Consider the following 25,913-nt stretch of genomic DNA (forward strand, 5'->3'; position numbering starts at 1 on the left):
CGCCGAGCGGTTGACCCGGGCGACCGACGGGACCACCGAGACGGCCCGTGAGGACCACGGGCCCGGACTGCTGCCGGTGCCGGCCTCCCGGGCCCGGGCGGTGGACGGCCAGGTGGACGAATGGTTCGCGGACCTGTCCCACCACCTCGGCGCGACGCACGTCCGGGATCAGGAGGGCCGGGCGCACGGCACGACCGCCGCGAACCGCGCACAACTACGCGGCCAGGGCGCCCCGCTGAGCTGGGTGCCCAGGTTCCTTCCCGCCGGTTGGAGCCGACGGCCGACGCTGCGGTGACGCAGGTGGCGGACGGTGCCCCACCGGGCGGTGCGGGGCATCTTCACGGTCCGGCGCTGCGGGGCCGGAGAGGGGTGCCCTGCGGAAAACCGTGAGCAGTCGGCAGGCATGTGTCACACAAGCGCTCAAACGAGCGAGATCAGGGCAATGGCGGCCAAAGTGCTCACGCATTCGGGAGGGGGTGTCCTCCCCCGGACGTAGCCGCACCTGTCCGTAGGTCCAACTCGATGTCCGGCGCGGCCTGCTCGCTCACGCCAGGGATTCCGGGGTGAGGCTCCTGTGAGACCTCATGCGGCGAACCCGTCGGTAGCGTCCTGTTCGTCCCCGGACACGAACTCCCTTTCGTCCGCGCACGGTACGGACACCGACCGAGAGGAACGAACGTGGGATCAGCTCGATGGCTGGCCACGGCGGCGGCCCTGACCACTGCCGCGACGTTCACCGGCACGGCGACGGCGGCCCCGGCCGGGGGCACAGCCGGTGCCGCGTCTGCCGCCCAGACGGCGGCCGTTGCTCCCACCGAACCGAAGTACTTCCTCGGCGCGGGCTACGGTCCCTGGAACATCACGGTGGAAAGCGCCTGGGGCACCGCGTACTCGGTGGCCGCGAACAAGGTCTATCCGGAAGCACGTTGCAAGAAGCCCGCAGGTCCTGTGGGTCAGGAGCTCAGCCCGGGCTACTACCAGGTGCTGGTGGAGATCTACTGCGTACCGCCGCCGTCCCCGGGTTCGGGTCAGATCGTGGGCGTGCACTCCGGCCAGTGCGTGGACGTGAAGGGCGCGGGCACCAAGGACGGCACCCCGATCCAGCTCTACCACTGCAACGGCGGCGTGGCCCAGGCGTGGAAGCTGCACTCGGACGGCACTCTGCGCGCGATGGGCAAGTGCATGGACGTCCAGTACGCCAGGACGGAGAACGGACCGCTGCTCGGTCTCAACACCTGCCACAGCGGGCTCAACCAGAAGTGGGAGAAGCCCCCCGGCGGTCTGCCGCGCAGCGTCCACTCGGGCCACTGTCTGGACGCACTGGGCTGGGGCACCGGTAACGGTACGCGCCTGGGCATCTGGGACTGCACCCCGCACCACACCGACCAGCAGGGGCAGGGACCGGGTCTGAGCACCTGATCCGTCCGGCCTCCCTGCAGCGAACGAGCCGGTGCTCCGCCCCGCCCGGGGGCGGAGCACCGGTCGACCCGCGTTGCGTGTCGGTCCCGCGCCTCCCGCTGCCTCCCACATCCGGCTGCGCCACCGTCAGGACTCGCCGCGGGGTGGTGTCCCCGGCGCCCCGGGGCCACCGGGATCACCGGGATCACCGGGATCAACCGTGATGACGAGCTTTCCCGGTGCGTTGCCCGCCGCCAGGTCGGCCACCGCGGTCGGGGCCTCCGCCAAGGAGTACGTGCGCCCGACGGCCGGTCGCACGGCCCCGGCCTCGATGAGGTCGCGCAGCGCGTCCAGGTCGGCGGTGCGGGTCAGCGCGAGCAGCGCGTCCAGGCGGTGGCGCGTGAGCGGGTTGACCAGCCGGGCGGCCAGCAGCCGGCCGAGCCCGCCGAACCACCGGCCACCGCCCTCACCACCGACGAGGACGAGCCGGCCGCGCTCGGTGAGCAGCCCGCGCAGCAGGGCCGGCGGCCGAAGGCCCGCGATGTCGATGATCAGGTCGTACGTCCCGGTGAGCGGTTCGCGCGTGTAGTCGATGACGGCCCGGGCGCCCAGTGACCGGACGAGGTCGGCCTTGGCGGTGCTGCACACGGCGGTGACGTGGGCGCCGCCGGCGACCGCGAGCTGCGTCGCGAAGCTGCCCACTCCGCCGCCGGCGCCGATGACCAGCACCTTCTCGCCGGCGGTGACCCGGCCGACGGCCCGCAGCGCGGTCACCCCCGACACGGGGACGGCCGCCGCTTCGGTGAAGCTCAGGTTGGCGGGTTTGCGGGCGAGCTTGCCCGGACGGGCGAGCGCGAACTGCGCGTACGCGCCGGTCGCCTCCCCGTACACCTCGTCGCCGGGGTGGAACGCGGTCACCTGGGCGCCGACGGACTCCACGACGCCGGCCACGTCCATGCCCGGCACGCGGTTGCGGGGCCGTCGCAGGCCGAAGCCGAGGCGGGCGACGAGCGGCAGCCCGGTCATCAGGTGCCACACACCGTAGTCGACGCCGGCCGCGTGCACCCGGATCAGCACCTGGTCGGCACCGGGCGTCGGGAGGGGGACCTCGCCGAGGCTCAGCACGTGCGGCGGGCCGTACTCGTCCTGGACGATCGCCCTCATGAGGGGTCTCCTTCGGTGCCGGGGTACTGGAAGACGTCGTCGAGTCCGACCCGGAACACCCGGGCGATGCGGAACGCCATCTCCAGCGAGGGGGAGTAACGGCCCTGTTCGATCGCGATGATGGTCTGGCGGGTGACGCCGACCCGGTCGGCCAGCTCGGCCTGGGTCATCTGGTCGTGTGCGAACCGCAGGGTCCGGATGGTGTTGGTGACCCGCGTCGGCTTCACCACGTCTGGAAGCCGCCCTTGCGGTACGCCATGATCTTGGCGAACGAGCTGAGCACCGCGGAGAGCACGAACGCCAGGTAGACGGCGTTGGCGATCCAGAAGTGGCGCAGCTCGGCGATGGCCATGAGCAGTGCGGCGAGCGCGCCGACGACGACCATCGACTGCCCGATGCGCTCACCGACCTGGTTGATCTCACGGTCGCGCTCGTCGGTGCGGTCGGCGCCGGGGCCGCCCACGACGGCCATCGCGATGTGGATCACGATCGCGGCGACGATGGCGCCGCCGATGGTCCACAGCAGGGTTCCCGTGTAGGCGACGTCGGTGAGCGGGCCGTCGCCGGCCCGGCCCAGGACGATCGCCGCGTAGAGCGTGTACGCGGCCAGGGAGACCAGGACCATCACCCAGGCGCGCTTTTCCTCGAAGGCCATGCCGGCTCCTCATGTAAAACAAAGCTGACATCGACCAATGTAAAGCGCACCGGACATCGTGTCAAAGATTATTTACACTCCCTGCCGACGACACCACGACCTCCGCCACGGTGACGGACCCGGAGGGGGCGCGGTTCGCGCTGATCCAAAGGCCGGACTGAGCCCCGTCGCCCGCTCAGGAGTTCAGGCCGATGACGTGTACGGGCTGGCCCCCTTCCACAAGAGGGCCCAGGAGGAGCTGAGTTGAGTGGCGCCAGCAGGGTTGACGGGTTTCGTCGTCACACCTCTCACGATCTCGCCGGTGGCACGACATGACCGGCGGTGGCTCAGGGGCAGGGGACGGCTGTACGCGCGCCGTCCGCAGGAGTACGAGCCGCATGCCGTGACGGCTCCCCTTGCGGGGCGTTGAGCAGAAGAGGCGGTGGTGAACATGGCGGAACGCAAGGGCGCAGGAGCAGTCGTGGGTCTCGGAGACGGCTGGGACAACGACGACGGGGCCGGACGGCGTCCGGAGGACGAGGCGGGGCGAGGGGTCGTCGTCGCGTTCGGGCAGACCATGAAGACACTGCGGGTGCGGGAGCGCCTGGAACGCGAGGAGTTCGGGAGGCGGCTCGGGTATTCGGCGTCCACGATCGCCTCGTTCGAGCAGGGTCGGAGGATTCCGTCCCCCAGGACGATCGAACAGGCCGATGAGGTGTTGGGCGCGGGCGGGTTGCTGTGCCTGTGGAAGGAACAGGTGGAGCGGGCTCAGTATCCGGTCCGATTCCAGGGGATGGCGAAGTTGGAGAAGGAGTGCATCGAACTACTCGTGTACGACGCGCTCATCGTCAACGGCCTGCTCCAGACCAAGAAGTACATGCGGGCCCTGCTTGGCATGAGGCGTCCGCCCTTGACTCAAGAAACAATCGACCAGCGGGTGACCGCGCGGTTGGTTCGGCAGGACATCTTCGACCGGCAGCCCGCGCCACTACTGGGGTTCGTCATGTCCGAGGCGGTGTTGCGGCAACGCTACGGCGGCAAGGGCGTACTGAGCGGCCGGCTGGAGCACCTCCTTCTGATCGGACAGAAGCGGAACATCGAGATCCAGGTCATGCCGTTCAACTGCGAGGACAACGCGGGCGTGAACGGGCCGTTCACCGTTGCCACTCGGAAGGACGGCAAAAAGTTCGTCTACTCCGAGGCCCACGCAATCAGCACACTCGAAGCCGACCCCGAACAGACAGCTCTCGCCGCCGCACGCTATGGGATCATCCGATCACAGGCTCTCAGTCCGCGAGAGTCCTCGCAGTTCATCGAGAAGTTGCTGGGAGAGCTATGAACACCGTCGAGTCCGAACTCACCTGGTTCAAGAGCAGCTACAGCGACACCGAGGGCGGCCAGTGCATCGAAGTCGCAGCTGCTTCAACTGCTGTGCACATCCGTGACTCGAAGGCCCCCGCCGGGTCAGTCGTCACGGTCTCGCGTGAGGCGTGGACGGGATTCGTCGAGTTGACCTCGTCGGAGTGGCACGTCTGACGTTCGTACGGTCGTGAGAGCCCTGCCGACCTGAACTTCGGTCGGCAGGGCTCTCACGTTCGGGACTGCACCCCGCACCACACCGAGCAGCAGGGACAGGGACCGGGGCTGGACTCCTGGCCCGTCCGGCCTCCCCGTGGTGAGCCCGTGCGGAAGACCGGCCACGCGGACCGGACCGAGCGGGCGGTCAGGTGACCGGCAGGACGTCCGGTGACAGAGTCGCCGCGCGGGCCGTCGTGGCTGTCATGCGGCGGCGGTGGTGGCGGCGGCACAGGACCTCGTAGCCGACCTCGTCCGTGGAGTCGGTGACGTCGCCGACCACCACCTGGGCGCCCTCCACGACCATGACTCCGCCGACGGTGCGGGCGTTGTGGGTGGCGCGGGCGCCGCACCAGCACAGGGCCTCGACCTGGAGTACCTCGACCCGGTCGGCCAGTTCGACCAGGCGCTGGGAGCCCGGGAACAGTTTGGAGCGGAAGTCGGTCGTGATGCCGAAGGCGTAGACGTCGATCTCCAGGTCGTCCACCACCCGTGCGAGCTGGTCTATCTGCTCCGGGGCCAGGAACTGTGCCTCGTCCGCGATCACGTAGTCCGCGCGCCTGCCCTGTGTGAGGTGGTCGACGAGGTGCGTGTACAGGTCCGCTCGGTCCCCGACCTCCACCGCGTCGGTGACCAGGCCGAGGCGGGAGGACAACTTGCCCTCCCCGGCACGGTCGTTACGGGTGAAGATCATGCCCACCAGGCCGCGCGCCGAGCGGTTGTGCTCGATCTGGAGAGCCAGCGTCGACTTCCCGCAGTCCATCGTTCCGGAGAAGAACACCAGCTCGGGCATGGGAGGTTGGGCACCTTTCGGTGGGGCGGGCCGGGTCGGAGGCGACGGGCGGGGGTCGGCGGGCGGGGGTCGGCGGGCGGGAGCCTCAGGAGCGTACTTCGAGCAGCGGGACCAGCTGCTCGGCCGGGGTCAGCGAACCGTGGTTGCCGACCATCGCCGACTCGTTCGGCTCCCGCTCCGAGGCGATGACCAGTACGTCGTCCCGCGCGGCGGCGACCACATCGCCGATGCGGTGGTGGACGCGGTCGTCGACGCGGGGGCCGAACCAGCCCGCCGCGATCGCCTCGTCCCGCGAGGCCACCCAGAACTGCTCACCGAGCACCTCGCGCCAGCAGGTCAGTACGTCGTTCTCGGCGCCGGGGACGGCGTAGACGTGGCGGGCGCGGCCCTCGCCGCCGAGCAGGGCGACCCCGGCGCCCAGCTCCCAGTCGTGGTCGAAGTCGATGCGGTGCTCCTCGTCGAAGGGCACGTCGACCATCCCGTGGTCGGCGGTGACGTAGAGCGCGCTGCGCGGCGGGAGCTGTTCGGCCAGGCGCTGGACCAGGCGGTCCACGTACATGAGCTGGCCTCGCCAGGTGTCGGAGTCGACGCCGTAGCGGTGTCCGGCGCCGTCGACCTCGGCGTAGTACGTGTAGACCAGGGAGCGGTCGGCGGCGGCCAGTTGTTCGGCCGCGAGGTCCATGCGCTCCTCGCCGGAGAGCCGCCCGTGGAAGGTGCCGCCGCTCAGCGCGACCTTCGTCAGCGGTGTGTGGGCGAAGGTGGGCGAGGACACCTGGGCGGCGTGCACCCCGGCGCGGTGGGCCAGTTCGAAGACGGTGGGGTACGGCTGCCAGGTGTCGGGTCGGGTCCAGGGCTGCCAGCGCAGCTGGTTCATCAGTTCGCCGGTGTCCGGGTTGCGCACGGTGTACCCGGGCAGGCCGTGCGCTCCGGGCGGCAGACCGGTGCCGACGGAGGCGAGGGAGGTGGCGGTGGTGGCCGGGTAGCCCGTGGTGATCGGCCGTCCGGTGCCGCCGCGCGAGCCGGGCAGCAGGGACGCCATGAACAGGGCTTCCTCGGGGTGCGCCGCCAGCTGCTCCCAGCCGAGGCCGTCGATCAGGAACACGCAGTTCCGGTCGGCGGGGGCCAGCTCGGGGATCGCGGCGGTGAGACCGGGGACGCCCATGCCCGCGGCGAGCGTGGGCAGCAGGTCGGCCAGTGAGCCGGTGCCGTATTCGGGCCGGGGTGCGGAGGCCGGGGCGAGGGGCTCGGGGTGGGCCCCGGGGATGAGGGGCCAGGCGGTGGTGTGGGCGGCCGGCGCGGGATTCGGGGTGTGCGGGGTCCGGGAGGTGTCTGTCATCAGTTCGTGGGATCCGCGGTCGCCTCGGAGAGGGCCTGCGCGAAGGCGAGCGCCTGGCGCACCGTCTCCGGTCCGTCCCCGGCCTCGCTGACCCGCAGGCTGAGGTCGTCGGCGGTCGAGCTGCCGGTGTAGCCGTGGTCGGCCTCGCAGTTGGGGTCGCCGCAGGCGGCCGGCTCCAGGTCGAGGCGGGAGACCGCGCCCCAGCCGATGGTGAGCACGATCTCGCGGGGCAGGGTGCCCGGCTTGTACGACTCGGGGTTGGCGACCACACGGCTGACCACGATCGACGAGATCCGGCCGAGCTTCACGGACTCCGTGGACGTGGTGGCGTAGGGCGTCGGGGAGGTGGAGTCGGCGGCCTGCTCGTCGGTGTGGCTGACGATGAAGCGGTTGCCGGTGAGGACGAGCACGGTCACATGGCGCCGCACCTCGTTCTGGTCGAACGTCGTCTCCTGGTGGACCAGGTACGACCGAACGGGCTCGCCGCCCACGGCGGCCTCCACCGCCTCGGCCACGAGGGCCGGGTAGTAGCCGCTGCGCTCGATCGCCGCTCGCAGCCCCTGGGTCGTCGTACTGGTCTTGGCCATGGCGCCCATCCTACGGGGGGTCGCTGACTGCGAAGCACCGGTCGCGGCACTCCGGCTCGCGCCGGTGCGGGCCCACCGGGGGCCGCTCGGCGAAGCCGCCCGGTCGTTCGAGCGGCGGGGCGTCACCGATCCGCTTCACCGATCCGCTTCACCGGTCCGCGTCCTCGCTCGACGGCTGCGCGTCCACCGGGGTGCCGTCGAGCGCGAGGCGGTCGGCGAGTTCGTCCCGGAACAGTTTGCGGCGGTCGAGGGCCTGGACCCGGTAGGCGGTACGGCCGACGATCTGGCTGGTGATCGGCGCGGTGAGCAACTGGAACAGGATGACGAGCAGGAGCACCGGCGCGTAGCGCAGGGGCGTCTGCGCGGCGGTCCCCGACAGGATGAGCAGCAGGCCGAGCGTCTGGGCCTTGGCGGCCGCGTGCAGGCGGCTGCCGATGTCCGGGAAGCGGAGCAGTCCCACGGAGCCGAGCAGGCAGAAGATCGCACCGGCCGGGAGCAGGACGGCGGTGGCCACGTCGGACACGGCGGTCATCGCAGGCCCGCCCGCTTCTCGACCAGGTGGGCGGCCGTCACCGATCCGGTGAAGGCGAGCAGGGCGAGGACGACAAGCACGGGCAGGGCTGTGGTGTCCTCGCGCACGGGCATGCCCACGGCGGTCCCGGCGATGATCATCGTCAGGAGGACGTCCAGCGCCACGATGCGGTTGAGCGCGTCCGGGCCGCGCACGAGGCGCAGCAGGGTGAGCAGTCCGGCCGCGGCCAGCATGGCCAGGGTGGCGGTGTACACGGCGGTCATGGGGTGCTGCCTCCTCGATCGGGGTCGGGGGAAGGCCCGGTGCCGGTGTCTCCGGGCGGTCCGGAGCCGTCGTCTCCGGGCGGTCCGGTGCGGCGGCGGGTGGTGCCGACGGCCCGCGCGACCCTGCGTTCCACGGACTGCACCGCCTCTCTGCGGCGGGCGATGTCGGCTTCGTCGTGGACCGGGATCGTGTGGACGTACAGCCGTTGCCGGCGCCGGTCGATCTCGACCACCAGCGTGCCGGGCGCGATGGTGGTGAACTCGGCCACGGCGGTGATCAGCAGGTCGCTGTCGACGCGCAGCGGGACCTCGACGATCGCGGCGGATGTTTTCCCCCCGTACCTCAGGACCTGCCAGGCGACGGCGGTCCCGGACCCGATGAGGTCGGTCAGCAGGGCGATCAGCAGGCGCCCGATCGCCAGGGGCCGGGGCACGGCCCCCGGCAGGACCGGCGGCAGGGAGAAGGTCCCGACGACGGCCAGGGCGACGAGCAGGCCGCCGACGAGGACCACCGGGCCCACGGACCCCCACAGCAGGATCCACAGCAGCCACAGCCAGCCGACCATGGGCAGGTGGTGCCGGATCCGGTGGGTCTTCTCCCGGCCGGTCAACGGTCCTCCCCGGTCATGACGGCGGAGCGGTAGGCCCGCGGATCGAGCAGTTCGCGTGCGGCCTGTTCGCCGACGTGGGCGAGCGGGCCCGCCCAGACGGCGACCGCGACGCTGGTCACCACCATGACGGCGGTGGCGGCGGTCATCAGCCCGGCCCCGTACCGGCCCGCGTGGGACTCCGGGCTGCGGACGGTGTCGGAGGCCGTGGGCTCGTCCCGCGGCGCCGGGGCCCGGCGGTCGCCCTCGCGGCGGTGCGGGTCCGGACGGTCCGCGTCGCGGCGGTCCGGGTACGGCTTCTGCCGCATGAAGGCCCTGGTCCACACCCGGGTCATGGCGTAGAGCGTCAGCAGGCTGGTGAGCAGGGCGGTCGCGGCGAGGGCGTACGCCGCGGTGCCGCCCTGTCCCGCGCCGGCCCGCAGCAGGGTCAGTTTGGCCACGAACCCGGAGAACGGCGGGATCCCGGCCAGGCTCAGGGCGGGGAGGGCGAACAGCACGGCGACCACCGGCGTCGGGGGCGGCCGCTGCGCCATGCGTTCCAGGCCCGTCGTCTCCGTGTGGCGTACGACGAGGGCGGCGGCCAGGAAGAGCGCGGCCTGGACGACGATGTGGTGGACCATGTAGAGGACCGTGCCGGTGAGCCCGATGGTGTCGAACAGCGCGAGTCCGAAGAGCATGAAGCCGATGTGGCTGACGAGGGCGAAGGACAGCAGCCGGTTGACGTCGTCCTGGGCGAGGGCGCCGAGGATGCCCACGATCATGGTGGCGATCGCCACGCAGGCCAGCAGGGTCCACACGCTGGAGCGCGGGAAGAGCAGCGTCTGGGTGCGCAGCAGGGCGTAGACGGCGACCTTGGTCAGCAGCGCGGCGAACACGGCGGTGATCGGCGCCGGCGCGGTGGGGTAGCTGTCGGGCAGCCAGAAGTGCAGGGGGACGAGTGCCGCCTTGATGCCCAGGACGGCCAGGAGCAGCAGGGCGAGCGCGCCGCGCAGGCCGTCGGGGAGTTCGGCGAGCCGCGGCCCGAGCTGGGCCAGGGTGACCGTGCCGGTGGCCGCGTACACCAGGCCGACGAGCGTGAGGAACAGCAGGGAGGACGTCAGACTGATGATCGTGTACGTCATGCCCGCCCGGGTGCGGTTTCCGTCGGCGTCCAGGGTGATCAGGACGTAGGAGGCGGCGAGCAGCACTTCGAAGGCCACGAAGAGGTTGAACAGGTCGCCGGTGAGGAAGGCCAGGCCCACCCCGGCGACGAGCAGCAGATAGGCGGGGTGGAAGACCTCCGCCGTGCTGCGGCGGTCCTCGGCGGTGCCCTGGCCGATGGCGAAGAGCAGCACGGCCAGGGTCACCAGGACGGACACCATGAGCAGGAGCGCCGACAGCCGGTCGGCGACGAGCGTGATGCCCAGCGGGGCCGGCCAGCCGCCGACGTGCACGGCCTGCGGACCGCGGGTGTCGGCGAGGACGAGCAGAGCCACCGCGTCCGCCAGGACGCCCGCCAGGACGAGGGTGCTCATCACGCGGACCACCCGGCCGGGCAGGCCGAGCAGGGACACACCGGCGGCCAGGATCGGCAGCACCACGGGCAGGACGAGCAGCAGTGCGGTCATCGGTGGTCCCCCGGGGCGGTGCCATGGTCGCGGTGGTCCGGCTCGTCGCCGCCGCCGTCGGGTCCGTCGCCGTCGGATTCGTCGCCGCCGGGTCCGTCGCCGTCGGATTCGTCGCCGCCGGGTCCGTCGCCGTCGTGGGTGCCGCTCACCTCGTCGGACCCGGCACGCTGCAGGGCGATGTCGATGCGTCGGTCCTCCACGTCGTCGCGCACCTCGTCGCTGCCGGACAACCGCCAGGAGCGGTAGGCGAGGGCCATCAGGAACGCCGTGAGACCGAACGTGATCACGATCGACGTCAGTGCCATGGCCTGGGGCAGCGGGTCGGCGGGCTCCGCCGGGTTCACCGGCTGCCCGTCCAGTACCGGGGGCCGGCCGGGGGTGCCGCCGGCGACCAGGAGCAGCAGGTTGGTGCCGTGGCCCAGGAGGATGAAGCCGAGGACGATCCGCATCAGGGACCGTTGCAGCATGAGGTGGAAGCCGATCGTGAACAGGCCGCCCACCACGACGGCCATCGTCACGTCGAGGGTGTTCACCGTGTTGTCCACCGTGCCGTTCACCGGACGGATCCCTCCCCTTCCCCGGCCGCCGTCGCACCGGCCTCGCCGAGCGAGACGCCCACCGCCGCCAGGAGCTTGAGGACGACACCGACCACGACCAGGTAGACGCCGACGTCGAGGAACAGGCTGGTCGCCCACTTCACCTCGCCCAGCAGCGGCAGGTGCCAGCTCAGCAGAGCGCTGTCCAGCGGCGCACCGCCGACGGCCAGCGGCACCAGGGCGGTGACCGCCGCGATCGCCAGGCCCGTGCCCGCGACGGCGACCGGGCGCAGGCGTACGGCGGCGCCGAGGTCGGCCTGGCCGCCGACGAGGTACCGCAGGACGAACGCCAGCCCCGCGACCAGTCCGCCGGAGAACCCTCCGCCGGGGCGGTAGTGCCCCGAGAACAGCAGGAACACCGAGAGCACCAGGATCGAGGGGAAGAGCAGCCGGATGGCCACCTCCATCAGGACCGAGCGCTCGCCGCCGGGCCGTTCGCCGGCCCCCGGCAGCCAGGTCTGCCGGGGCTCGTCCCAGTGCGTGGTGGGGAAGCGGGCGAGCGGCTCCTCGTCGGCGACCTGTACCGCGTCACGGTCGTGGAACCGGATCAGGCTGCCCACTCCGACCGCCGCCACCAGCACGACCGAGATCTCGCCCAGCGTGTCCAGGGCCCGGAAGTCGACGATGATCGCGTCGACGACGTTGAGGGCGCCCGTCTCCGCCGCCCGGCGCAGGTATCCGGGCGAGATCACCGGGGCCGTCCGCGCGGAGGCCGCCGCCAGCGCGAAGCAGGTGACGACGGCGCCGACCCCGACGGCCACCGTGCCCCGCAGCACCCGCCCCGGCACCGACCTGCGGCCGGAATCGAACCGGGCCGGCATCCGGCGCAGCACCAGCACCACGACGACCAGCGTCGTCGTCTCGACCAGGAACTGGGTGAGCGCCAGGTCCGGGGCTCCGCGGACCAGGAACAGGCCCGCCGCGCCGTACCCGACGGCCCCGGTGAGCAGGATGGCGGTGAGCCGGTGCCGGGCGGCCACCACCGCCGCGGCGGCCGCCAGCATGACCACGGCCAGCACCGGTTCGAGCGAGTACCGCCACAGGGGCGGTGACCCCAGCGACGGTGCCGCCGCCAGGAGTGCCGCGCCGGGCACCGCGACGACCGTCGTGAGCAGCACGGTCAGATAGACGGGCAGCGAGCCGACCTGGGTGTGCCGGGTCAGGGTCACGGCCAGCCGGTCCACGCCCTCGACCGCGCGGTCGTACGCGTACTGCACGTCGGTCAGGCGCGGCAGGCGGTTCACCACGGCGGCGCGGCGGCGGAGCGCGTGGATCAGGAGACCGGCGCCGAGCGACAGCACGGACAGCCCGAGAGCCGGGGTGAACCCGGGCCACAGGGCCAGTGCGTACGGCCCGCCGGCCCCCGGCGGATAGGCGTTGGCGTAGGCGGTGGTCAGGGCCGCCGTGGCGGGGTACGCCACGCCCAGCACCAGGCCCGCCCCGGACAGTACGGCCACCGGTGCGACGAATCCCGCCTCCGGTCCGCGCGCGGACCGCGCCGCCCGCTCCGCCGGCGGTCCGCCGAAGGCGCCGTGCAGGAACCGTGCCGCGAACGCCACGGTCAGCGCGGAGCCGACCACCAGCACCACCGTCAGCTGCTGGTGGCCGGCGAGTTCGGTGCCGTGCAGGAACGCCTCCAGGGCGGCTTCCTTGCCCAGGAAGCCGATGAGGGGCGGCAGACCGGCCATCGACGCGGCGGCGAGTGCCGTGACGCCGAAGAGCACGGGCAGCCGGCGGCCCAGTCCCGACAGCTCCCGGATGTCGCGGGTACCGGTGTGGTGGTCCACGATCCCGACGGACAGGAACAGCGCCGACTTGAACGCCGCGTGCGCCAGCAGCATCACCACGCCGGCCAGCGCCGCCGTCCGGGTCCCGGCGCCCAGCAGGGCGGTCAGCAGACCGAGTTCGCTGACGGTCCCGTAGGCGAGGAGCAGCTTCAGGTCGGTCTCGCGCAGCGCCCGCCACGCGGCCACCACCATCGTGGCGAGCCCCACGCCGAGCACCATCGGCCGCCACGGCGCCACGTCGGCCAGGGCGGGCGCCAGGCGGGCGATCAGGTAGACCCCGGCCTTGACCATCGCCGCCGCGTGCAGGAAGGCGCTGACCGGTGTGGGGGCCACCATCGCCGCGGGCAGCCAGCCGTGCAGCGGCATCTGCGCGGACTTGGTGAACGCGCCGGCCAGGACGAGCACCACGGCGGCGGAGACCGCGCCGCCCCGCGGGGGGTCCGCGAGGATCGCCGAGACGCGGTAGGTGCCGGCCGCCTGGCCCAGCACGATGAAACCGAGCAGCATCGCCAGGCCGCCGGCCACCGTCACCAGCAGGGCCTGACGGGCCGCCCGGCGCTGTTCGGCCCGCTTTCCGGGACCCGCGATCAGCAGGAAGGAGGCGACCGTGGTCAGCTCCCAGAAGACGTACAGCACGAAGAGGTTGTCCGCCAGGACCAGTCCGATCATCGCCCCGGCGAAGGCCAGCAGCAGGGCGGCCAGCGGGCCGGCGTCCTGTTCGACGTAGTACCGGCAGTACAGCAGCACCAGCACCCCGACACCGGCCACCACCCACAGCATCAGCAGCGACAGGGCGTCCAGGCGCAGATCGACCGTCAGACCGAGCGACGGAGCCCACCGCAGGGACTCCTGGTACGCGCCGCCGTCCAGGACGCCCGCCGCCCGCGTGCCCGCCCAGACCACCGTCGCCGACGGCACCAGGGCCGCCACGGCCCACACCGCCCGGCCGAGCCGCCGTTCCCACCAGGGGATCGACACTGCGACCGTCGCATAGGCGGCCAGCAGGACCAGCACGTCAGCACCTACTCCTTCACGGTGGCCCGACCGCTGACGCGCGAGCGGCCTCCGCTCGAGCCTTGAGAGGTATGTCCGGTTAGTCGGTATCAGTGCTCTGTGTAGCAGGGAGAGCCGCCCGAAGGGACGTCGCCGCGCCACACACGGAGCAGGGCGCACGGCTCGGCGGAGCCGCACGGCTTCCGTTCAGGGCCGGCACCCGGTGCGCGTACGGGGTCGGTGGTCCGCGTCGGGCTGCGGCAGCCGTGCGTACGGCCGGGCGGCGGATCGGCCGTACGCACGGCGGGGGTCGGCGGAGGGCTCGGCGAGGGGTCCGGCGAAGAGGTCGGCGTGCCTTCCCCGTGCGGGTGTCGTGCCGGGCGAGGGGGATCGGGTTCTGCCGGCGTCGCTGGCCCCGAGGCGCATGCCGTTCTCTCCGTTCGTCGGGCGGGCAGGTGGGCGGACGGGGTGCGGGTAACCCGCCCGACGTGCCGTCAAACACCCGGAGAGCCTGCCGGGTCGGAACCCGTGAGAGCGTGCGCCCCTCCTCGGTACGCCGGTCAGTACGCCGGGAGCGTCCGGGGGCCGAGGTCGTCGCGGGCGGGCGGCGGCGCCAGGCGTACGGAGGCACTGAGGACGCTCACGCCGTGGGTGGCGACGACCACCGGTTCCAGGTCGACGGCGACGACCTCGGGATGGTCGTCGACCAGCCGCGACACCCGCAGCAGCAGTTCCTCCAGCGCGGGGGTGTCGACCGGGGCCGAGCCGCGCCAGCCGAACAGCAGGGGCGCGGTGCGGATCGACCTCACCAGGGAGGTCGCCTCCCGGTCGGTGACCGGGACCAGCCGGTGCGCCATGTCTCCGAGCAGCTGCGAAGGGGGTCCGGCGAGCCCGAAGGACAGCACCGCACCGGCCGCGGAATCGATCACCGCGCGGACGATGGTGTCGACACCGCGCGGCGCCATCCGCTGCACGACGGGGCGCAGTTCCTCGGGCGTGCCGAGCTGCCGGGTCAGTTCGGCGTACGCCCGGCGCAGTTGCTCCTCGTCCGCCAGGTCCAGCCGTACGCCGCCCAGGTCGGCGCGGTGCCTGAGGTGCGGGGCGGTCACCTTGAGGGCGACGGGGTGCCCCAGGGTGCGGGCGGCCTCGACGGCGGCGTCGGGCGTGGGGGCCGGGAGGGCGCGGTGGACGTGGATGCCGTAGGCGCCGAGCAGTGCGCAGGTCTCCTCGACGCCGAGGGCCGGGCTCTGCCCGCGGGCGAGCTGCGCGTGGATGAGTTCGGCGGCACCCTTCTCGTCGATGTCCTCGTACTGGGGCACCTTGCCGGGGTCGGCGGCGTCCCGCCGCCACTGGGCGTAGGTGACGGAGTGGGCGAGGGCGCGGACGGCGCGTTCGGCTGCGGGGTAGGCGGGGATGAGGTGGGCGTCCTCGGGGAGGACCACGGGCGCCGGCACGGGGCTGCCGGCGGGTGCGCGCTCCCCGGCCGGCGGCGCGGGGCGGGGCGGGGCCGCCGGCGGGGTGGGGCGGGGCGGGGCGGGCGGCTCCGCCCGCGGGGCCGTGCTCGCCGCCGCCGACAGGGCCTCCGCCAGGCCGCCGAGTTCCACGTGGACCACCAGGACCGGCTTGGACGGGGTCGCGGCGGCGGCCGAGCGCAGCGCCTCGGCGAGCGCCGCGTCGCCGACGGAGCCGGGCGTCCTTCCCCCCAGCGCCGGGATCGCGGTCACGACCACCGCGTCGCAGGTGTCGTCGGCCAGCGCCCGGGACAGGGCCGCGTGGAAGTCCGCCGCCGAGGCCGCGGTGGTGAGGTCCAGCGGGTGGTGCGGGCGCAGCCCCTCGGCGAGGCACGCCTCGTAGGTGAGCAGCCCCAGGGACTCGGAGTTGCCCAGGATCGCCACCCGGGGCCCGGACGGCAGCGGCTGGCGGGCGAGCAGCAGGCCCGCGTCGACCAGTTCCGTGATGGTGTCCACCCGGGTCACCCCGGCCTGTCGCAGCAGCGCGGAGACGGTCTCGTGCGGCAGTCGCGTCGCCCGCACGGCGTGCCCGCGGGGCCCGGCGCCGTGGCGGGCTCCCTGGACCACGACGAGTGGCTTCACCGCCGCGGTCCGGCGGGCGAGGCGGGTGAACTTGCGGGGGTTGCCGATGGACTCCAGGTACATCAGGGCGACATCGGTGTCCGGGTCGTCGTACCAGTACTGCATGACGTCGTTGCCGGAGACGTCGGCGCGGTTGCCGGACGAGACGAAGGTGGACACGCCCGTGACGCCGGTGACGCCTCCGCCGCGCCGGTGCAGCCGCGACAGCAGGGCGATGCCGATGGCTCCGGACTGGGCGAACAGGCCGATGCGGCCGGGGCGCGGCATCTCGGGCGCGAGCGAGGCGTTCAGCCGCACGTCCGGGGAGGTGTTGATGACACCGAACGCGTTCGGCCCGATGATCCGCATGCCGTACGTACGCGCCTGCCGGACGAGGGCGCGCTGGCGCTCGCGGCCCTCGGGTCCCGCCTCGGCGTATCCGGCGGACGTCACGACGAGCCCCCGCACCCCGTGCTCGCCGCACTCGGCGACGACCTCGGGGACCTGCTCGGCGGGTACCGCGACGACGGCGAGGTCGACCTGCCCGTCGATGTCACGCACCGAACGGTGGGCGGGCACCCCGTCGCCCCCGTCGTCCCCGTCGCTGCCGGCGAGTTCCTTCAGCTCCGGGGGGAAGGCCTTGTTCACGGCGTACAGGCGGCCGGTGAATCCGCCGTCCCGGATGTTGTCGAGGAGGCTGCGGCCCACGCTGCCGGGCCTGCGGCCGGCGCCTATGACCGCGACCGAGCCGGGGGTGAGCAGGCGCCGCACGGAACGGGCCTCGGCACGCTGCTCGCGCGCCTGCTGCACGGCCAGCGAACGGTCGGTGGGTTCGAGGTCGAACTCCAGGCGGACGACGCCGTCCTCGAAGCTGCGCTTCTGGGTGTACCCGGCGTCCGTGAACACCTTGATCATCTTGCTGTTGGCCGGCAGCACCTCGGCGGCGAACCGGCGGATGCCGCGCTCGCGCGCGACGGCGGCGATGTGCTCGAGGAGGGCGGAGGCGATGCCCCGGCCCTGGTGGGCGTCCTGCACCAGGAAGGCGACCTCGGCCTCGTCGGAGACCGGAGGGGCGGGCTCTCCGGCGGGCGACGGGTGGGAGGAGGCGGGTGTCCCGTCGGGGCCGATCCGGTCGTAGCGTACGGTGGCGATGAACTCGCCGCCCACCGTGGCCGCGAGTCCCACCCGGTCCACGAAGTCGTGGTGTGTGAACCGGTGCACGTCCTTGGCGGACAGGCGAGGGTAGGGCGCGAAGAAGCGGTAGTACTTCGACTCGTCCGACACCTGCTCGTAGAAGCTGACCAGGCGCTCGGCGTCATCGACGGTGATGGGCCGCACGCGCGCGGTGCCGCCGTCGCGCAGCACCACGTCGGCCTCCCAGTGGGCGGGGTACTCGTGCCGGTCCGACGAGATCTGCATGGGCCCCAGAGTACGGCTCGCGTACGACGACAGCGCGAGGCAGTCTGTGGGGGCACGAGCCGGACCGAGGCCGCGGTCCGGTGTCGCCGGGAGCGGGAACGGGTTCCGCTCCCGGTGTGGTTCCCGATATGGGAAACTGGTCTAGACAACCTGAACACCGAAGGGCAGCAACACATGGCTGAGCGCCGCGTCAACGTCGGCTGGGCCGAGGGCCTCCACGCCCGTCCCGCCTCCATCTTCGTCCGAGCCGCCACGGCCGCAGGCGTCCCGGTGACGATCGCCAAGGCTGACGGCAACCCCGTCAACGCGGCCTCCATGCTGGCCGTTCTGGGCCTGGGCGCCCAGGGCGGCGAGGAGATCGTCCTCGCCTCCGACGCCGAGGGCGCAGACGCCGCCCTGGACCGTCTGGCGAAGCTGGTCTCCGAGGGTCTCGAGGAGCTCCCCGAGACCGTCTGACAGGTTCTCCGGATCTTCCGGATCCTCCGTCGGCGAGTGGAGCCGCGCCGCCCTTCCGGGCGGCGCGGCTCCGTTCTCCGTTCGGCTCAGAGGTTCACGCCGTGCGCGCGGAGGTAGGCGACCGGGTCGATGTCGGAGCCGTACTCGGCGGTCGTACGGACCTCGAAGTGCAGATGCGCGCCGGTGACGTTGCCGGTGGCGCCGGAGACGCCGATCCGCTGTCCCGGGGTGACCTGCTGTCCCACCGAGACGACGACGGCCGACAGGTGGCCGTACTGGGTGTAGGTGCCGTCGTGCATCTTGATGACGACCTGGTTGCCGTAGGCGCCGCCCCAGCCGGCCTCCACGACGGTGCCCAGGCCGACCGAGAGCACGGGGGTGCCGCTCGCGGCGTGGAAGTCGACCCCGGTGTGACTGCCGGAGGACCAGACGGCGCCGCCGGACAGGTAACCGGTCGAGACGTAGGAACCCGCGATCGGGGACACGAAGGTGTTGAGGCGCTTGCGCTCGGCCTCCCGCGCGGCACGCTCCTCGGCCTCGCGGGCCGCCTCGGCCGCCCTCTCCCGTGCGGCCTCCTCCGCGGCCTCGCGCGCGGCGGCCCGGGCCGCTTCCCGTGCGGCCTCGTGCTGAGCGGCCGCCTGGGCCTCGACCTGGGCGGCGGCTTCGTCACCCAGGGCGACGACGGGGGTCAGACCGGTCTGCTGCGCGGCGGGTCCGGCGGCGAGCGCCGAGGGTGCGAGGGAGCCGACCACGCCGGTGGTGGTGAGGGCCGCGACGCCCGCCGCCCTGGCGGTGCCGCGGTGCATGCGGCCGGGACGACGGTGCTTCCCGGTGACGCGGGTGAACGCCATGCAGGGGGTGGTCCTTTCCTTCCCTCTCGCCTACCGGGTCGGCGTGGGGGTCTCCCCAGGCCGTTCAGGCCCTGGGGGAAGGTCCGGAGCAGGAAGGTCTCCCACGGGTCCCCTCGCGCCGGGCGCGGGCGTCCGATTCACCTCAGGGACTGCGTGATCCGGTCCACGGCTCCCCTGGCTCGCGCCGTGCGGGGACTCGGCGATGGCTGTCCGGTGCCGCGGGTGCGGCGCACTGCCCGACGAACAGCCCGGACGACGCTAGGCGGGGCGTCTTTCGATTCCCAAACGGATCCCGACTTTTGTAGCGCATCCCACAGGGCAGACAGGACTACTCCACCCCAATTCGGGCACAGGCGGGCCCTGGTGACTTTCGCGCCACCAGGGCCCGTCCGCGCGTGCGCTGCGCCTGCGTGCGCCGGCTACTCGGCGGGCACGACCGTGACCGCGCCGATGCCGAGCGCCTCGACGGGCGCCTTGATCTGCGCCGCGTCGCCGACCAGGACGGTCACCAGACGGTCCACCGGGAAGGCGTTCACCACGGCCGCGGTGGCCTCCACGGTGCCGGTGGTGGCGAGCCGGCGGTACAACTCGGCCTGGTAGTCGTCGGCCAGGTGCTGCTCCACCTGGTCGGCCAGGGTGCCGGCGACGGCCGAGGCGGTCTCGTACTTGAGCGGCGCGACCCCCACCAGGTTCTGCACGGCGACGTCACGCTCGGCGTCGGTGAGGCCCTCCGCGGCGAGCGTGCGCAGCACCGTCCACAGGTCCTCGAGCGCGGGTCCGGTGTTCGGGGTGTCGACGGAGCCGCTGATGGCGAGCATGGCAGCGCCCGTGGCCCCTCCGGAGGAGGAAGGGGGCGCGGACCTCAGGACCTGGCCGAACGACCGTACGCCGTAGGTGTAGCCCTTCTCCTCGCGCAGGACGCGGTCCAGGCGGGAGGTGAGGGTGCCGCCGAGGCAGTAGGTGCCGAGCACCTGCGCGGGCCACACGCGGTCGTGCCGGTCCGCGCCGACCCGGCCGATCAGCAGCTGCGTCTGCACGGCGCCGGGGCGGTCCACGATCACGACCCGGCCGGTGTCGTCGGCGACGATCGGCGGAACGGGCCGCGCCTCGGCGGCCGATCCGGTCCAGGAGCCGAGGGTGTCACCGAGCAGTTCGTCCAGGTCGATGCCGGTGAGGTCACCGACGACCACCGCGGTGGCGGTCGCGGGGCGGACGTGCTTCTCGTGGAAGGCGCGTACGGCCGACGAGTCGATGCCGGCCACCGTCTCCTCGGTGCCCTGCCGCGGGCGGGACATCCGCGCGGTCGCCGGGAACAGCTCCTTGGAGAGTTCCTTGGCGGCGCGGCGGGAGGGGTTGGCCAGCTCGTGCGGGATCTCGTCGAGCCGGTTGCGGACGAGGCGTTCGACCTCGCTGTCCGCGAACGCGGGCGCCCTGAGGGCGTCGGCGAGCAGCCCGAGCCCCTTGGCGAGCCGGGAGGCCGGCACCTCGAGGCTCAGGCGCACGCCGGGGTGGTCGGCGTAGGCGTCCAGGGTGGCGCCGCAGCGCTCCAGTTCGGCGGCGAACTCCTCGGCGGAGTGCTTGTCGGTGCCCTCGGAGAACGCCCTCGCCATGATCGTGGCGACCCCGTCGAGACCGTCGGGCTCGGCCTCCAGGGGCGCGTCGAGCAGTACCTCGACCGCGACGATCTGCTGGCCGGGACGGTGGCAGCGCAGGACGGTCAGACCGTTGCCGAGCGTGGTGCGCTCGGGGGCCGGGAAGGCCCAGGGCTTGGCCTCGCCCGCCTGCGGCTGGGGGTGGAAGTCCATCGTGGCAAGCTCGGTCACTTCGCCGTCTCCTCGTTCTCGTCGGTGCCGGCGGCCGCGGCTTCTTCGGCGCCGGCGGCCACTGCTTCTTCGGACTCCCCGGCCTCGGGGGCGACGGGCTCGTAGACGAGCACCGCGCGGTTGTCCGGGCGCAGACGGGCCTCGGCGACCTCACGGACGTCCTCGGCGGTCACGTCGAGGATGCGCCCGACGGCGGTGAGGGCGAGCTGCGGGTCACCGAACAGGACGGCGTACCGGCACAGTTCGTCGGCCCGGCCGGCGACGGTGCTGAGCCGGTCCAGCCACTCGCGCTCCAACTGGGCCTGGGCGCGCTCCATCTCCTCGGCCGTGGGGCCCTCCTCGGCGAACCGGGTGAGTTCCTCGTCGATCGCCGCCTCGATGACCGGCACCTCCACATCGCCGGACGCCTTCACGTCCAGCCAGCCCAGGGAGGGCGCCCCGGCCAGCCGGAGCAGGCCGAATCCGGCCGCCACGGCCGTGCGGTCCCGGCGCACCAGCCGGTTGTAGAGCCGGGAGGACTCGCCGCCGCCGAGGACGGTGAGCGCCAGGTCCGCGGCGTCGCTCGCGCGCGTGCCGTCCTCGGGCAGCCGGTAGGCGGCCATCAGCGCACGCGCGGGGACCTCCTCCTCGACGAGCTCACGCAGCTCCTCGCCGATGGTCTCGGGCAGCGAGCCGTCGCGGGGCTCGGGCTTGCCGTCGTGGGAGGGGATGGAGCCGAAGTACTTCTCGATCCAGGCGAGCGTCTGCTCCGGGTCGATGTCGCCGACGACGGAGAGCACGGCGTTGTTCGGCGCGTAGTACGTGCGGAAGAAGGCGCGGGCGTCCTCCAGGGTGGCCGCGTCCAGGTCCGCCATCGAGCCGATGGGCGTGTGGTGGTACGGGTGGCCGTCGGGGAAGGCGAGGGCGGTCAGCTTCTCGAAGGCCGTGCCGTAGGGGACGTTGTCGTAGCGCTGGCGGCGTTCGTTCTTGACGACGTCCCGCTGGTTCTCCATGGACTCCTCGTCCAGGGCGGCCAGCAGGGAGCCCATGCGGTCGGCTTCCAGCCAGAGGGCGAGCTCCAGCTGGTGGGTCGGCATGGTCTCGAAGTAGTTGGTCCGCTCGAAGCTGGTGGTGCCGTTGAGCGAGCCTCCGGCGCCCTGGACCAGCTCGAAGTGGCCGTTGCCCTTCACCTGCCCGGAGCCCTGGAACATCAGGTGCTCGAAAAGGTGAGCCAGGCCGGTGCGCCCCTTGACCTCGTGGCGCGAACCGACGTCGTACCAGAGGCACACCGCCGCGACAGGGGTCAGATGGTCCTCGGAGAGCACCACGCGCAGGCCGTTGGCCAAACGGTGCTCGGTCGCTGTCAGGCCGCCGGAGCCTGCCTGGGCTGTGGCCGTGTGACCCATGGGCATGTATGTCCCTTCGATCGCGGAGGCGGTCGTCGCATCCGCCGTTTGTGCCGGTCCTGCCACTGTATGCAAGCGTTCGGGCCACCGACGGAGTTCCCGGACGGGGACCGGTTCGCCCAGAGCGAGAACCCTGGGTTCCGGGTGGGGCGGGAGGATGCGGACGTGGTCCGTGTGGTGTGTGGGATCTTCCCGGCGCCGCCCCTTCGCCGTCCCTTCGCTGCCTCCTTCACCGGCCCCTTCGTCGGCCCCTTCGTCGGCCCGCTCGCGGCGCCGACAGTGCGTGCGCGTACTCTGCTCGCGCCACCGGCCGCGGCTCCCGACGGAGGGCCGCGGCGGGGTCCTGGTCCCCGGTTGTCGGTGCGGCGGTCCACAATGGTCCGCGTCAGATACCGTCCCACGCCTCAGCAAGGAGCCGGCAGCGATGGCCCGCCGCAGCACGAAGACCCCGCCGCCCGACGACTCGTACGAGGAGCGGATCCTCGACATCGACGTCGTCGACGAGATGCAGGGCTCCTTTCTCGAGTACGCGTACTCGGTCATCTACTCCCGCGCCCTGCCGGACGCGCGCGACGGCATGAAGCCGGTGCACCGCCGCATCGTCTACCAGATGAACGAGATGGGCCTGCGCCCCGACCGCGGCTATGTGAAGTGCGCGCGCGTGGTCGGCGAGGTCATGGGCAAGCTGCACCCGCACGGTGACGCGTCGATCTACGACGCCCTGGTGCGCATGGCGCAGCCCTTCTCCATGCGGGTCCCGCTGGTCGACGGCCACGGCAACTTCGGCTCCCTGGGCAACGACGACCCGCCGGCCGCCATGCGGTACACCGAGAGCCGGATGACCGAGGCCACGAGCCTGATGACCGAGTCCATCGACGAGGACACGGTCGACTTCGCGCCCAACTACGACGGCCAGGAGCAGGAGCCGGTGACCCTGCCCGCCGCGTTCCCGAACCTCCTGGTGAACGGGGCGTCGGGCATCGCGGTCGGCATGGCCACCAACATGCCGCCGCACAACCTCCGCGAGGTGATCGCGGCCGCCCGGCACCTGATCCGGTATCCGAACGCCGATCTCGACGCCCTGATGCGCCACGTACCGGGCCCCGACCTGCCGACGGGCGGCAGGATCGTCGGCCTCCCGGGCATCCGGGACGCGTACGAGAAGGGCCGCGGCACCTTCAAGATCCGCGCGACGGTCACCGTGGAGGACGTGACGGCCCGCAGGAAGGGCCTGGTCATCACCGAGCTGCCGTTCACGGTCGGCCCGGAGAAGGTGATTTCCAAGATCAAGGACCTGGTCGGCTCGAAGAAGCTCCTGGGCATCGCCGACGTCAAGGACCTCACCGACCGGGCGCACGGTCTGCGCCTGGTCGTCGAGATCAAGAACGGCTTCGTGCCGGAGGCGGTCCTGGAGCAGCTGTACAAGCTGACGCCCATGGAGGAGTCCTTCGGCATCAACAACGTGGCCCTGGTGGACGGCCAGCCGCTCACCCTGGGCCTCAAGGAACTGCTCGAGGTCTATCTCGACCACCGTTTCGAGGTCGTACGCCGCCGCTCGGAGTTCCGCCGCGGCAAGCGGCGCGACCGTCTGCACCTGGTCGAGGGCCTGCTCACCGCCCTGGTGGACATCGACGAGGTCATCCGCCTCATCCGCTCCAGCGAGAACTCCGCGCAGGCGAAGCAGCGTCTGATGGAACGCTTCTCCCTGAGCGACGTCCAGACGCAGTACATCCTGGACACCCCCCTGCGCCGCCTCACCAAGTTCGACCGCATCGAACTGGAGGCGGAGCAGGAGCGGTTGACCACGGAGATCGAGGAACTGACCCGCATCCTGGAGTCGGACGCGGAGCTGCGCAAGCTGGTCTCGTCCGAACTGGCCGCGGTGGCCAAGAAGTTCGGTAACGACCGCCGTACGGTCCTGCTGGACGGGTCCGCCATGCCGGTCGCCGCCGTGCCGCTTCAGGTGGCGGACGACCCGTGCCGGGTGCTGCTGTCCGACACGGGCCTGATCGCCCGTACCGCGGACGCGAAGCCGTTCCCCAAGGGCGCGCACGCCAAGCGGGTCAAGCACGACATGATCGTCTCGGCGGTGCCGGCCACCGCCCGGGGCGAGGTGGGCGTGGTCACCTCGACGGGGCGTCTGCTGCGGGTGAACGTCGTCGACCTCCCGCAGCTGCCGGAGGCGATGCCGACCCCGAACCTCTCGGGCGGAGTGCCGATCCCGGAGTTGGTCTCCCTGGAGGACGGTGAGCGGGTGATCTGTCTGACGACGCTCGACGAGTCGTCGCCGGGCCTCGCTCTCGGTACGGAACAGGGCGTCGTCAAGCGCGTCGTGCCCGACTACCCCTCCAACAAGGAGGAGCTGGAGGTCATCACGCTCAAGGAGGGCGACCGGATCGTCGGTGCCGTCGAACTGCGCACGGGTGAGGAGGACCTGGTCTTCATCACGGACGACGCGCAACTGCTGCGTTACCAGGCCTCGCAGGTCCGTCCGCAGGGCCGTCCCGCCGGCGGTGTCGCGGGCATCAAGCTCGCGGAGGGTGCGAAGGTCATCGTCTTCACGGCGGTCGATCCGGCGGTGGACGCGATGGTGTTCACGGTCGCGGGCTCACGCGGCACGCTGGACGACTCCGTCCAGACGACGGCCAAGCTGACCCCGTTCGACCAGTATCCGCGCAAGGGCCGGGCCACCGGCGGGGTGCGCTGCCAGCGGTTCCTCAAGGGCGAGGACTGCCTGTCCCTGGCCTGGGCCGGTCCCGTTCCGGCCCGCGCTTCACAGAAGAACGGCGCTCCGGTCGACCTGCCGGAACCCGACCCGCGCCGCGACGGCTCGGGGGTGCCCCTGCCGAAGACGGTGGCGGTGGTGGCGGGACCGTCCTGACCCCGCCGCCCCGCACCGGCGGGGTGCCCTAACCCCGCTGGTCGTCGGGCTCCTGCACATAGCGCAGAACGCCCCACATGCCCTGCTCGTCGGGGTGCGGGGCGTCGGGGTGCGGGGCGTCGGCGACGCAGGCCTCCAGCTCCTTGCGGAGCGTGGCGGCGTCGATGCCGGTCCCGATGAGCACCAGCTGCGTCAGCCGCTCCGCGCCGGCCGGCCAGGCTTCCGGGGAGAACCGCAGGAACCGGCCGACGGCATGCACGGCGTACCGGTTCCCGGTGTCGTACGGCCCGAAGTCGATGTACCCCTTGATCCGGTAGAGCCCTTCCGGCCGGCTGTCGAGGAACCGGATCAGCCGCCGGGGGTCGAGGGGTGCGGCGGAGGCGAAGGACAGGCTGTCGTACGCGGCGTGCAGGTGCCCCGTGTGCTCGTCGGCGTTGGCGCCGGCGTCGGTGGGGCCGTGCCGGGGCAGGTCGTCGAAGGAGAGCTGCCCGACGCGTTCCTCACCGGGCCGGCAGTCGAAGAGGAACTCCGGATCGACACGGCCGTGCGTGGCGGGAACGACGGCGGCGCGGTCGACGAGCGACCGCACGACGTCGAGCACGCGCTCCGCGTCCGCCGCCCGGTCGATTTTGTTCACGACGACCAGATCGGCCAGGCCGAGATGCCGGTCGATCTCGGGGTGCCCGGCGCGTGTCCGCGCGAACTCGGCGGCGTCCACGACCTCGACGAGCCCGCCGTACACGATGTCGGGGTGCTCGCTGGCGAGCACCATCCGTACGATCTCCTGCGGCTCGGCGAGACCGCTGGCCTCGATGACGATGACGTCGATCCCGGCGGACGGCCGTGCCAGCCGCTCGAGATACACGTCCAGCTCGCTGCCGTCGACGGCGCAGCACAGACACCCGTTCCCGAGCGAGAGGGTCGAGTCGCCGAGCGCGCCGGCCACGGCCATGGCGTCGATCTCGATGGCGCCGAAGTCGTTGACGACGGCCCCGATACGGCTGCCGCCGCTGTGGTGGAGGAGGTGGTTGAGCAGGGTGGTCTTTCCTGATCCGAGAAACCCGGCCAGGACGACGACCGGAATCTGCCGACCGCTGCTGCGCTCCACTCCGCGACCCCTCTCACACCCTCGCGTCCACCGGCTCACGCCTCG

General features: G+C 72.4%; 23 protein-coding genes. 6 read left to right on the forward strand and 17 right to left on the reverse strand.

What is annotated here, in order from left to right; translation table 11 throughout:
• The first annotated feature begins 10 nt into the window (after nt 1–10).
• Both PYS65_RS09375 and PYS65_RS09380 read left to right on the forward strand, forming a co-directional pair.
• Nucleotides 11–295, forward strand: a complete 285-nt coding sequence (locus PYS65_RS09375) for a hypothetical protein (protein ID WP_279333391.1) — start codon at nt 11–13, stop codon at nt 293–295.
• Nucleotides 296–678: 383 nt separating this feature from the next.
• Nucleotides 679–1,419 (forward strand): ricin-type beta-trefoil lectin domain protein, encoded by a 741-nt coding sequence (locus tag PYS65_RS09380; RefSeq protein WP_279333392.1) that lies wholly within the window; start codon nt 679–681, stop codon nt 1,417–1,419.
• Nucleotides 1,420–1,545: 126 nt separating this feature from the next.
• Here the strand turns inward: PYS65_RS09380 and PYS65_RS09385 are convergent, their stop codons facing one another.
• From PYS65_RS09385 to PYS65_RS09395, 3 genes are read right to left on the reverse strand one after another with little or no spacing between them, the layout of a single operon-like run.
• Complete coding sequence (locus PYS65_RS09385; protein WP_279333393.1) at nt 1,546–2,562, reverse strand: NAD(P)-dependent alcohol dehydrogenase; 1,017 nt, start codon at nt 2,560–2,562, stop codon at nt 1,546–1,548.
• Nucleotides 2,559–2,792: a helix-turn-helix transcriptional regulator gene (locus PYS65_RS09390; RefSeq protein ID WP_279333394.1), complete on the reverse strand. Its 234-nt coding sequence runs from the start codon at nt 2,790–2,792 to the stop codon at nt 2,559–2,561. The genes PYS65_RS09385 and PYS65_RS09390 overlap by 4 nt, the downstream gene beginning before the upstream one ends.
• On the reverse strand, nt 2,786–3,217 hold the full coding sequence (locus tag PYS65_RS09395) for a hypothetical protein (protein ID WP_279333395.1): 432 nt from the start codon (nt 3,215–3,217) through the stop codon (nt 2,786–2,788). The genes PYS65_RS09390 and PYS65_RS09395 overlap by 7 nt, the downstream gene beginning before the upstream one ends.
• A 430-nt stretch (nt 3,218–3,647) precedes the next feature.
• Here PYS65_RS09395 and PYS65_RS09400 point away from each other — a divergent pair, with 430 nt between their 5' ends.
• Nucleotides 3,648–4,535, forward strand: a complete 888-nt coding sequence (locus PYS65_RS09400; protein ID WP_279333396.1) for a helix-turn-helix domain-containing protein — start codon at nt 3,648–3,650, stop codon at nt 4,533–4,535.
• Entirely contained in the window at nt 4,532–4,732 is a 201-nt protein-coding gene (locus PYS65_RS09405; protein WP_279333397.1) for a DUF397 domain-containing protein, read from the forward strand. Before PYS65_RS09400 ends, PYS65_RS09405 begins: the two co-directional genes overlap by 4 nt.
• Nucleotides 4,733–4,919: 187 nt before the next feature.
• On the opposite strand, the gene PYS65_RS09410 is transcribed toward PYS65_RS09405, so the two are convergent.
• The 10 genes from PYS65_RS09410 to PYS65_RS09455 all read right to left on the reverse strand — a co-directional run bounded on the left by PYS65_RS09410 (nt 4,920) and on the right by PYS65_RS09455 (nt 17,364).
• Complete coding sequence (locus PYS65_RS09410) at nt 4,920–5,564, reverse strand: thymidine kinase (protein WP_279333398.1); 645 nt, start codon at nt 5,562–5,564, stop codon at nt 4,920–4,922.
• A gap of 85 nt (nt 5,565–5,649) precedes the next feature.
• A complete protein-coding gene (locus PYS65_RS09415; RefSeq protein ID WP_279333399.1) occupies nt 5,650–6,900 on the reverse strand; it encodes an alkaline phosphatase family protein in 1,251 nt (416 codons plus the stop codon).
• The gene (locus tag PYS65_RS09420; protein WP_279333400.1) at nt 6,900–7,496 is read right to left on the reverse strand and encodes a DUF5998 family protein; all 597 of its coding nucleotides are present in this window, start codon (nt 7,494–7,496) and stop codon (nt 6,900–6,902) included. Before PYS65_RS09420 ends, PYS65_RS09415 begins: the two co-directional genes overlap by 1 nt.
• Nucleotides 7,497–7,635: 139 nt before the next feature.
• A complete protein-coding gene (mnhG, locus tag PYS65_RS09425; protein WP_279333402.1) occupies nt 7,636–8,019 on the reverse strand; it encodes a monovalent cation/H(+) antiporter subunit G in 384 nt (127 codons plus the stop codon).
• The gene (locus PYS65_RS09430; protein ID WP_279333403.1) at nt 8,016–8,282 is read right to left on the reverse strand and encodes a monovalent cation/H+ antiporter complex subunit F; all 267 of its coding nucleotides are present in this window, start codon (nt 8,280–8,282) and stop codon (nt 8,016–8,018) included. The genes mnhG and PYS65_RS09430 overlap by 4 nt, the downstream gene beginning before the upstream one ends.
• Nucleotides 8,279–8,893: a Na+/H+ antiporter subunit E gene (locus tag PYS65_RS09435; RefSeq protein ID WP_279333404.1), complete on the reverse strand. Its 615-nt coding sequence runs from the start codon at nt 8,891–8,893 to the stop codon at nt 8,279–8,281. Before PYS65_RS09435 ends, PYS65_RS09430 begins: the two co-directional genes overlap by 4 nt.
• A complete protein-coding gene (locus tag PYS65_RS09440) occupies nt 8,890–10,497 on the reverse strand; it encodes a Na+/H+ antiporter subunit D (RefSeq protein WP_279333405.1) in 1,608 nt (535 codons plus the stop codon). The genes PYS65_RS09435 and PYS65_RS09440 overlap by 4 nt, the downstream gene beginning before the upstream one ends.
• Complete coding sequence (locus PYS65_RS09445) at nt 10,494–11,054, reverse strand: Na(+)/H(+) antiporter subunit C (RefSeq protein ID WP_279333406.1); 561 nt, start codon at nt 11,052–11,054, stop codon at nt 10,494–10,496. The genes PYS65_RS09440 and PYS65_RS09445 overlap by 4 nt, the downstream gene beginning before the upstream one ends.
• Nucleotides 11,051–13,894, reverse strand: a complete 2,844-nt coding sequence (locus tag PYS65_RS09450) for a Na+/H+ antiporter subunit A (RefSeq protein WP_279333407.1) — start codon at nt 13,892–13,894, stop codon at nt 11,051–11,053. Before PYS65_RS09450 ends, PYS65_RS09445 begins: the two co-directional genes overlap by 4 nt.
• Before the next feature lie 539 nt (nt 13,895–14,433).
• Entirely contained in the window at nt 14,434–17,364 is a 2,931-nt protein-coding gene (locus PYS65_RS09455; RefSeq protein ID WP_279333408.1) for a bifunctional acetate--CoA ligase family protein/GNAT family N-acetyltransferase, read from the reverse strand.
• A gap of 174 nt (nt 17,365–17,538) precedes the next feature.
• Here PYS65_RS09455 and PYS65_RS09460 point away from each other — a divergent pair, with 174 nt between their 5' ends.
• The gene (locus tag PYS65_RS09460; RefSeq protein WP_003993478.1) at nt 17,539–17,820 is read left to right on the forward strand and encodes an HPr family phosphocarrier protein; all 282 of its coding nucleotides are present in this window, start codon (nt 17,539–17,541) and stop codon (nt 17,818–17,820) included.
• An 86-nt stretch (nt 17,821–17,906) separates the two neighbouring features.
• Here the strand turns inward: PYS65_RS09460 and PYS65_RS09465 are convergent, their stop codons facing one another.
• The 3 genes from PYS65_RS09465 to PYS65_RS09475 form a co-directional block, all read right to left on the reverse strand.
• Entirely contained in the window at nt 17,907–18,671 is a 765-nt protein-coding gene (locus PYS65_RS09465; protein ID WP_279333409.1) for a M23 family metallopeptidase, read from the reverse strand.
• Nucleotides 18,672–19,090: 419 nt separating this feature from the next.
• Nucleotides 19,091–20,494: a M16 family metallopeptidase gene (locus PYS65_RS09470; protein WP_279333410.1), complete on the reverse strand. Its 1,404-nt coding sequence runs from the start codon at nt 20,492–20,494 to the stop codon at nt 19,091–19,093.
• A complete protein-coding gene (locus PYS65_RS09475; RefSeq protein ID WP_279337902.1) occupies nt 20,491–21,879 on the reverse strand; it encodes a M16 family metallopeptidase in 1,389 nt (462 codons plus the stop codon). The genes PYS65_RS09470 and PYS65_RS09475 overlap by 4 nt, the downstream gene beginning before the upstream one ends.
• Nucleotides 21,880–22,303: 424 nt before the next feature.
• Here PYS65_RS09475 and PYS65_RS09480 point away from each other — a divergent pair, with 424 nt between their 5' ends.
• Entirely contained in the window at nt 22,304–24,760 is a 2,457-nt protein-coding gene (locus PYS65_RS09480) for a DNA gyrase/topoisomerase IV subunit A (protein WP_279333411.1), read from the forward strand.
• Between the two features lie 28 nt (nt 24,761–24,788).
• Here PYS65_RS09480 and PYS65_RS09485 read toward each other — a convergent pair whose 3' ends face one another.
• Nucleotides 24,789–25,868 carry a CobW family GTP-binding protein gene (locus tag PYS65_RS09485; RefSeq protein WP_279333412.1) on the reverse strand — a complete coding sequence of 360 codons (1,080 nt, stop codon included), beginning with the start codon at nt 25,866–25,868 and terminating at the stop codon, nt 24,789–24,791.
• Nucleotides 25,869–25,913: the final 45 nt, after the last annotated feature.

Source organism: Streptomyces cathayae, assembly GCF_029760955.1.
In the GTDB taxonomy this organism is placed as follows: Bacteria; Actinomycetota; Actinomycetes; order Streptomycetales; family Streptomycetaceae; genus Streptomyces; species Streptomyces cathayae.

Coding starts and splice junctions, on each gene's coding strand:
- PYS65_RS09385 (WP_279333393.1), bottom strand. CDS start 2,562: ATGAGGGCGATCGTCCAGGACGAGTACGGCCCGCCGCACGTGCTGAGC.
- PYS65_RS09395 (WP_279333395.1), bottom strand. CDS start 3,217: ATGGCCTTCGAGGAAAAGCGCGCCTGGGTGATGGTCCTGGTCTCCCTG.
- PYS65_RS09400 (WP_279333396.1), top strand. CDS start 3,648: ATGGCGGAACGCAAGGGCGCAGGAGCAGTCGTGGGTCTCGGAGACGGC.
- PYS65_RS09405 (WP_279333397.1), top strand. CDS start 4,532: ATGAACACCGTCGAGTCCGAACTCACCTGGTTCAAGAGCAGCTACAGC.
- PYS65_RS09410 (WP_279333398.1), bottom strand. CDS start 5,564: ATGCCCGAGCTGGTGTTCTTCTCCGGAACGATGGACTGCGGGAAGTCG.
- PYS65_RS09415 (WP_279333399.1), bottom strand. CDS start 6,900: ATGACAGACACCTCCCGGACCCCGCACACCCCGAATCCCGCGCCGGCC.
- PYS65_RS09420 (WP_279333400.1), bottom strand. CDS start 7,496: ATGGGCGCCATGGCCAAGACCAGTACGACGACCCAGGGGCTGCGAGCG.
- mnhG (WP_279333402.1), bottom strand. CDS start 8,019: ATGACCGCCGTGTCCGACGTGGCCACCGCCGTCCTGCTCCCGGCCGGT.
- PYS65_RS09430 (WP_279333403.1), bottom strand. CDS start 8,282: ATGACCGCCGTGTACACCGCCACCCTGGCCATGCTGGCCGCGGCCGGA.
- PYS65_RS09440 (WP_279333405.1), bottom strand. CDS start 10,497: ATGACCGCACTGCTGCTCGTCCTGCCCGTGGTGCTGCCGATCCTGGCC.
- PYS65_RS09455 (WP_279333408.1), bottom strand. CDS start 17,364: ATGCAGATCTCGTCGGACCGGCACGAGTACCCCGCCCACTGGGAGGCC.
- PYS65_RS09460 (WP_003993478.1), top strand. CDS start 17,539: ATGGCTGAGCGCCGCGTCAACGTCGGCTGGGCCGAGGGCCTCCACGCC.
- PYS65_RS09465 (WP_279333409.1), bottom strand. CDS start 18,671: ATGGCGTTCACCCGCGTCACCGGGAAGCACCGTCGTCCCGGCCGCATG.
- PYS65_RS09475 (WP_279337902.1), bottom strand. CDS start 21,879: ATGGGTCACACGGCCACAGCCCAGGCAGGCTCCGGCGGCCTGACAGCG.
- PYS65_RS09480 (WP_279333411.1), top strand. CDS start 22,304: ATGGCCCGCCGCAGCACGAAGACCCCGCCGCCCGACGACTCGTACGAG.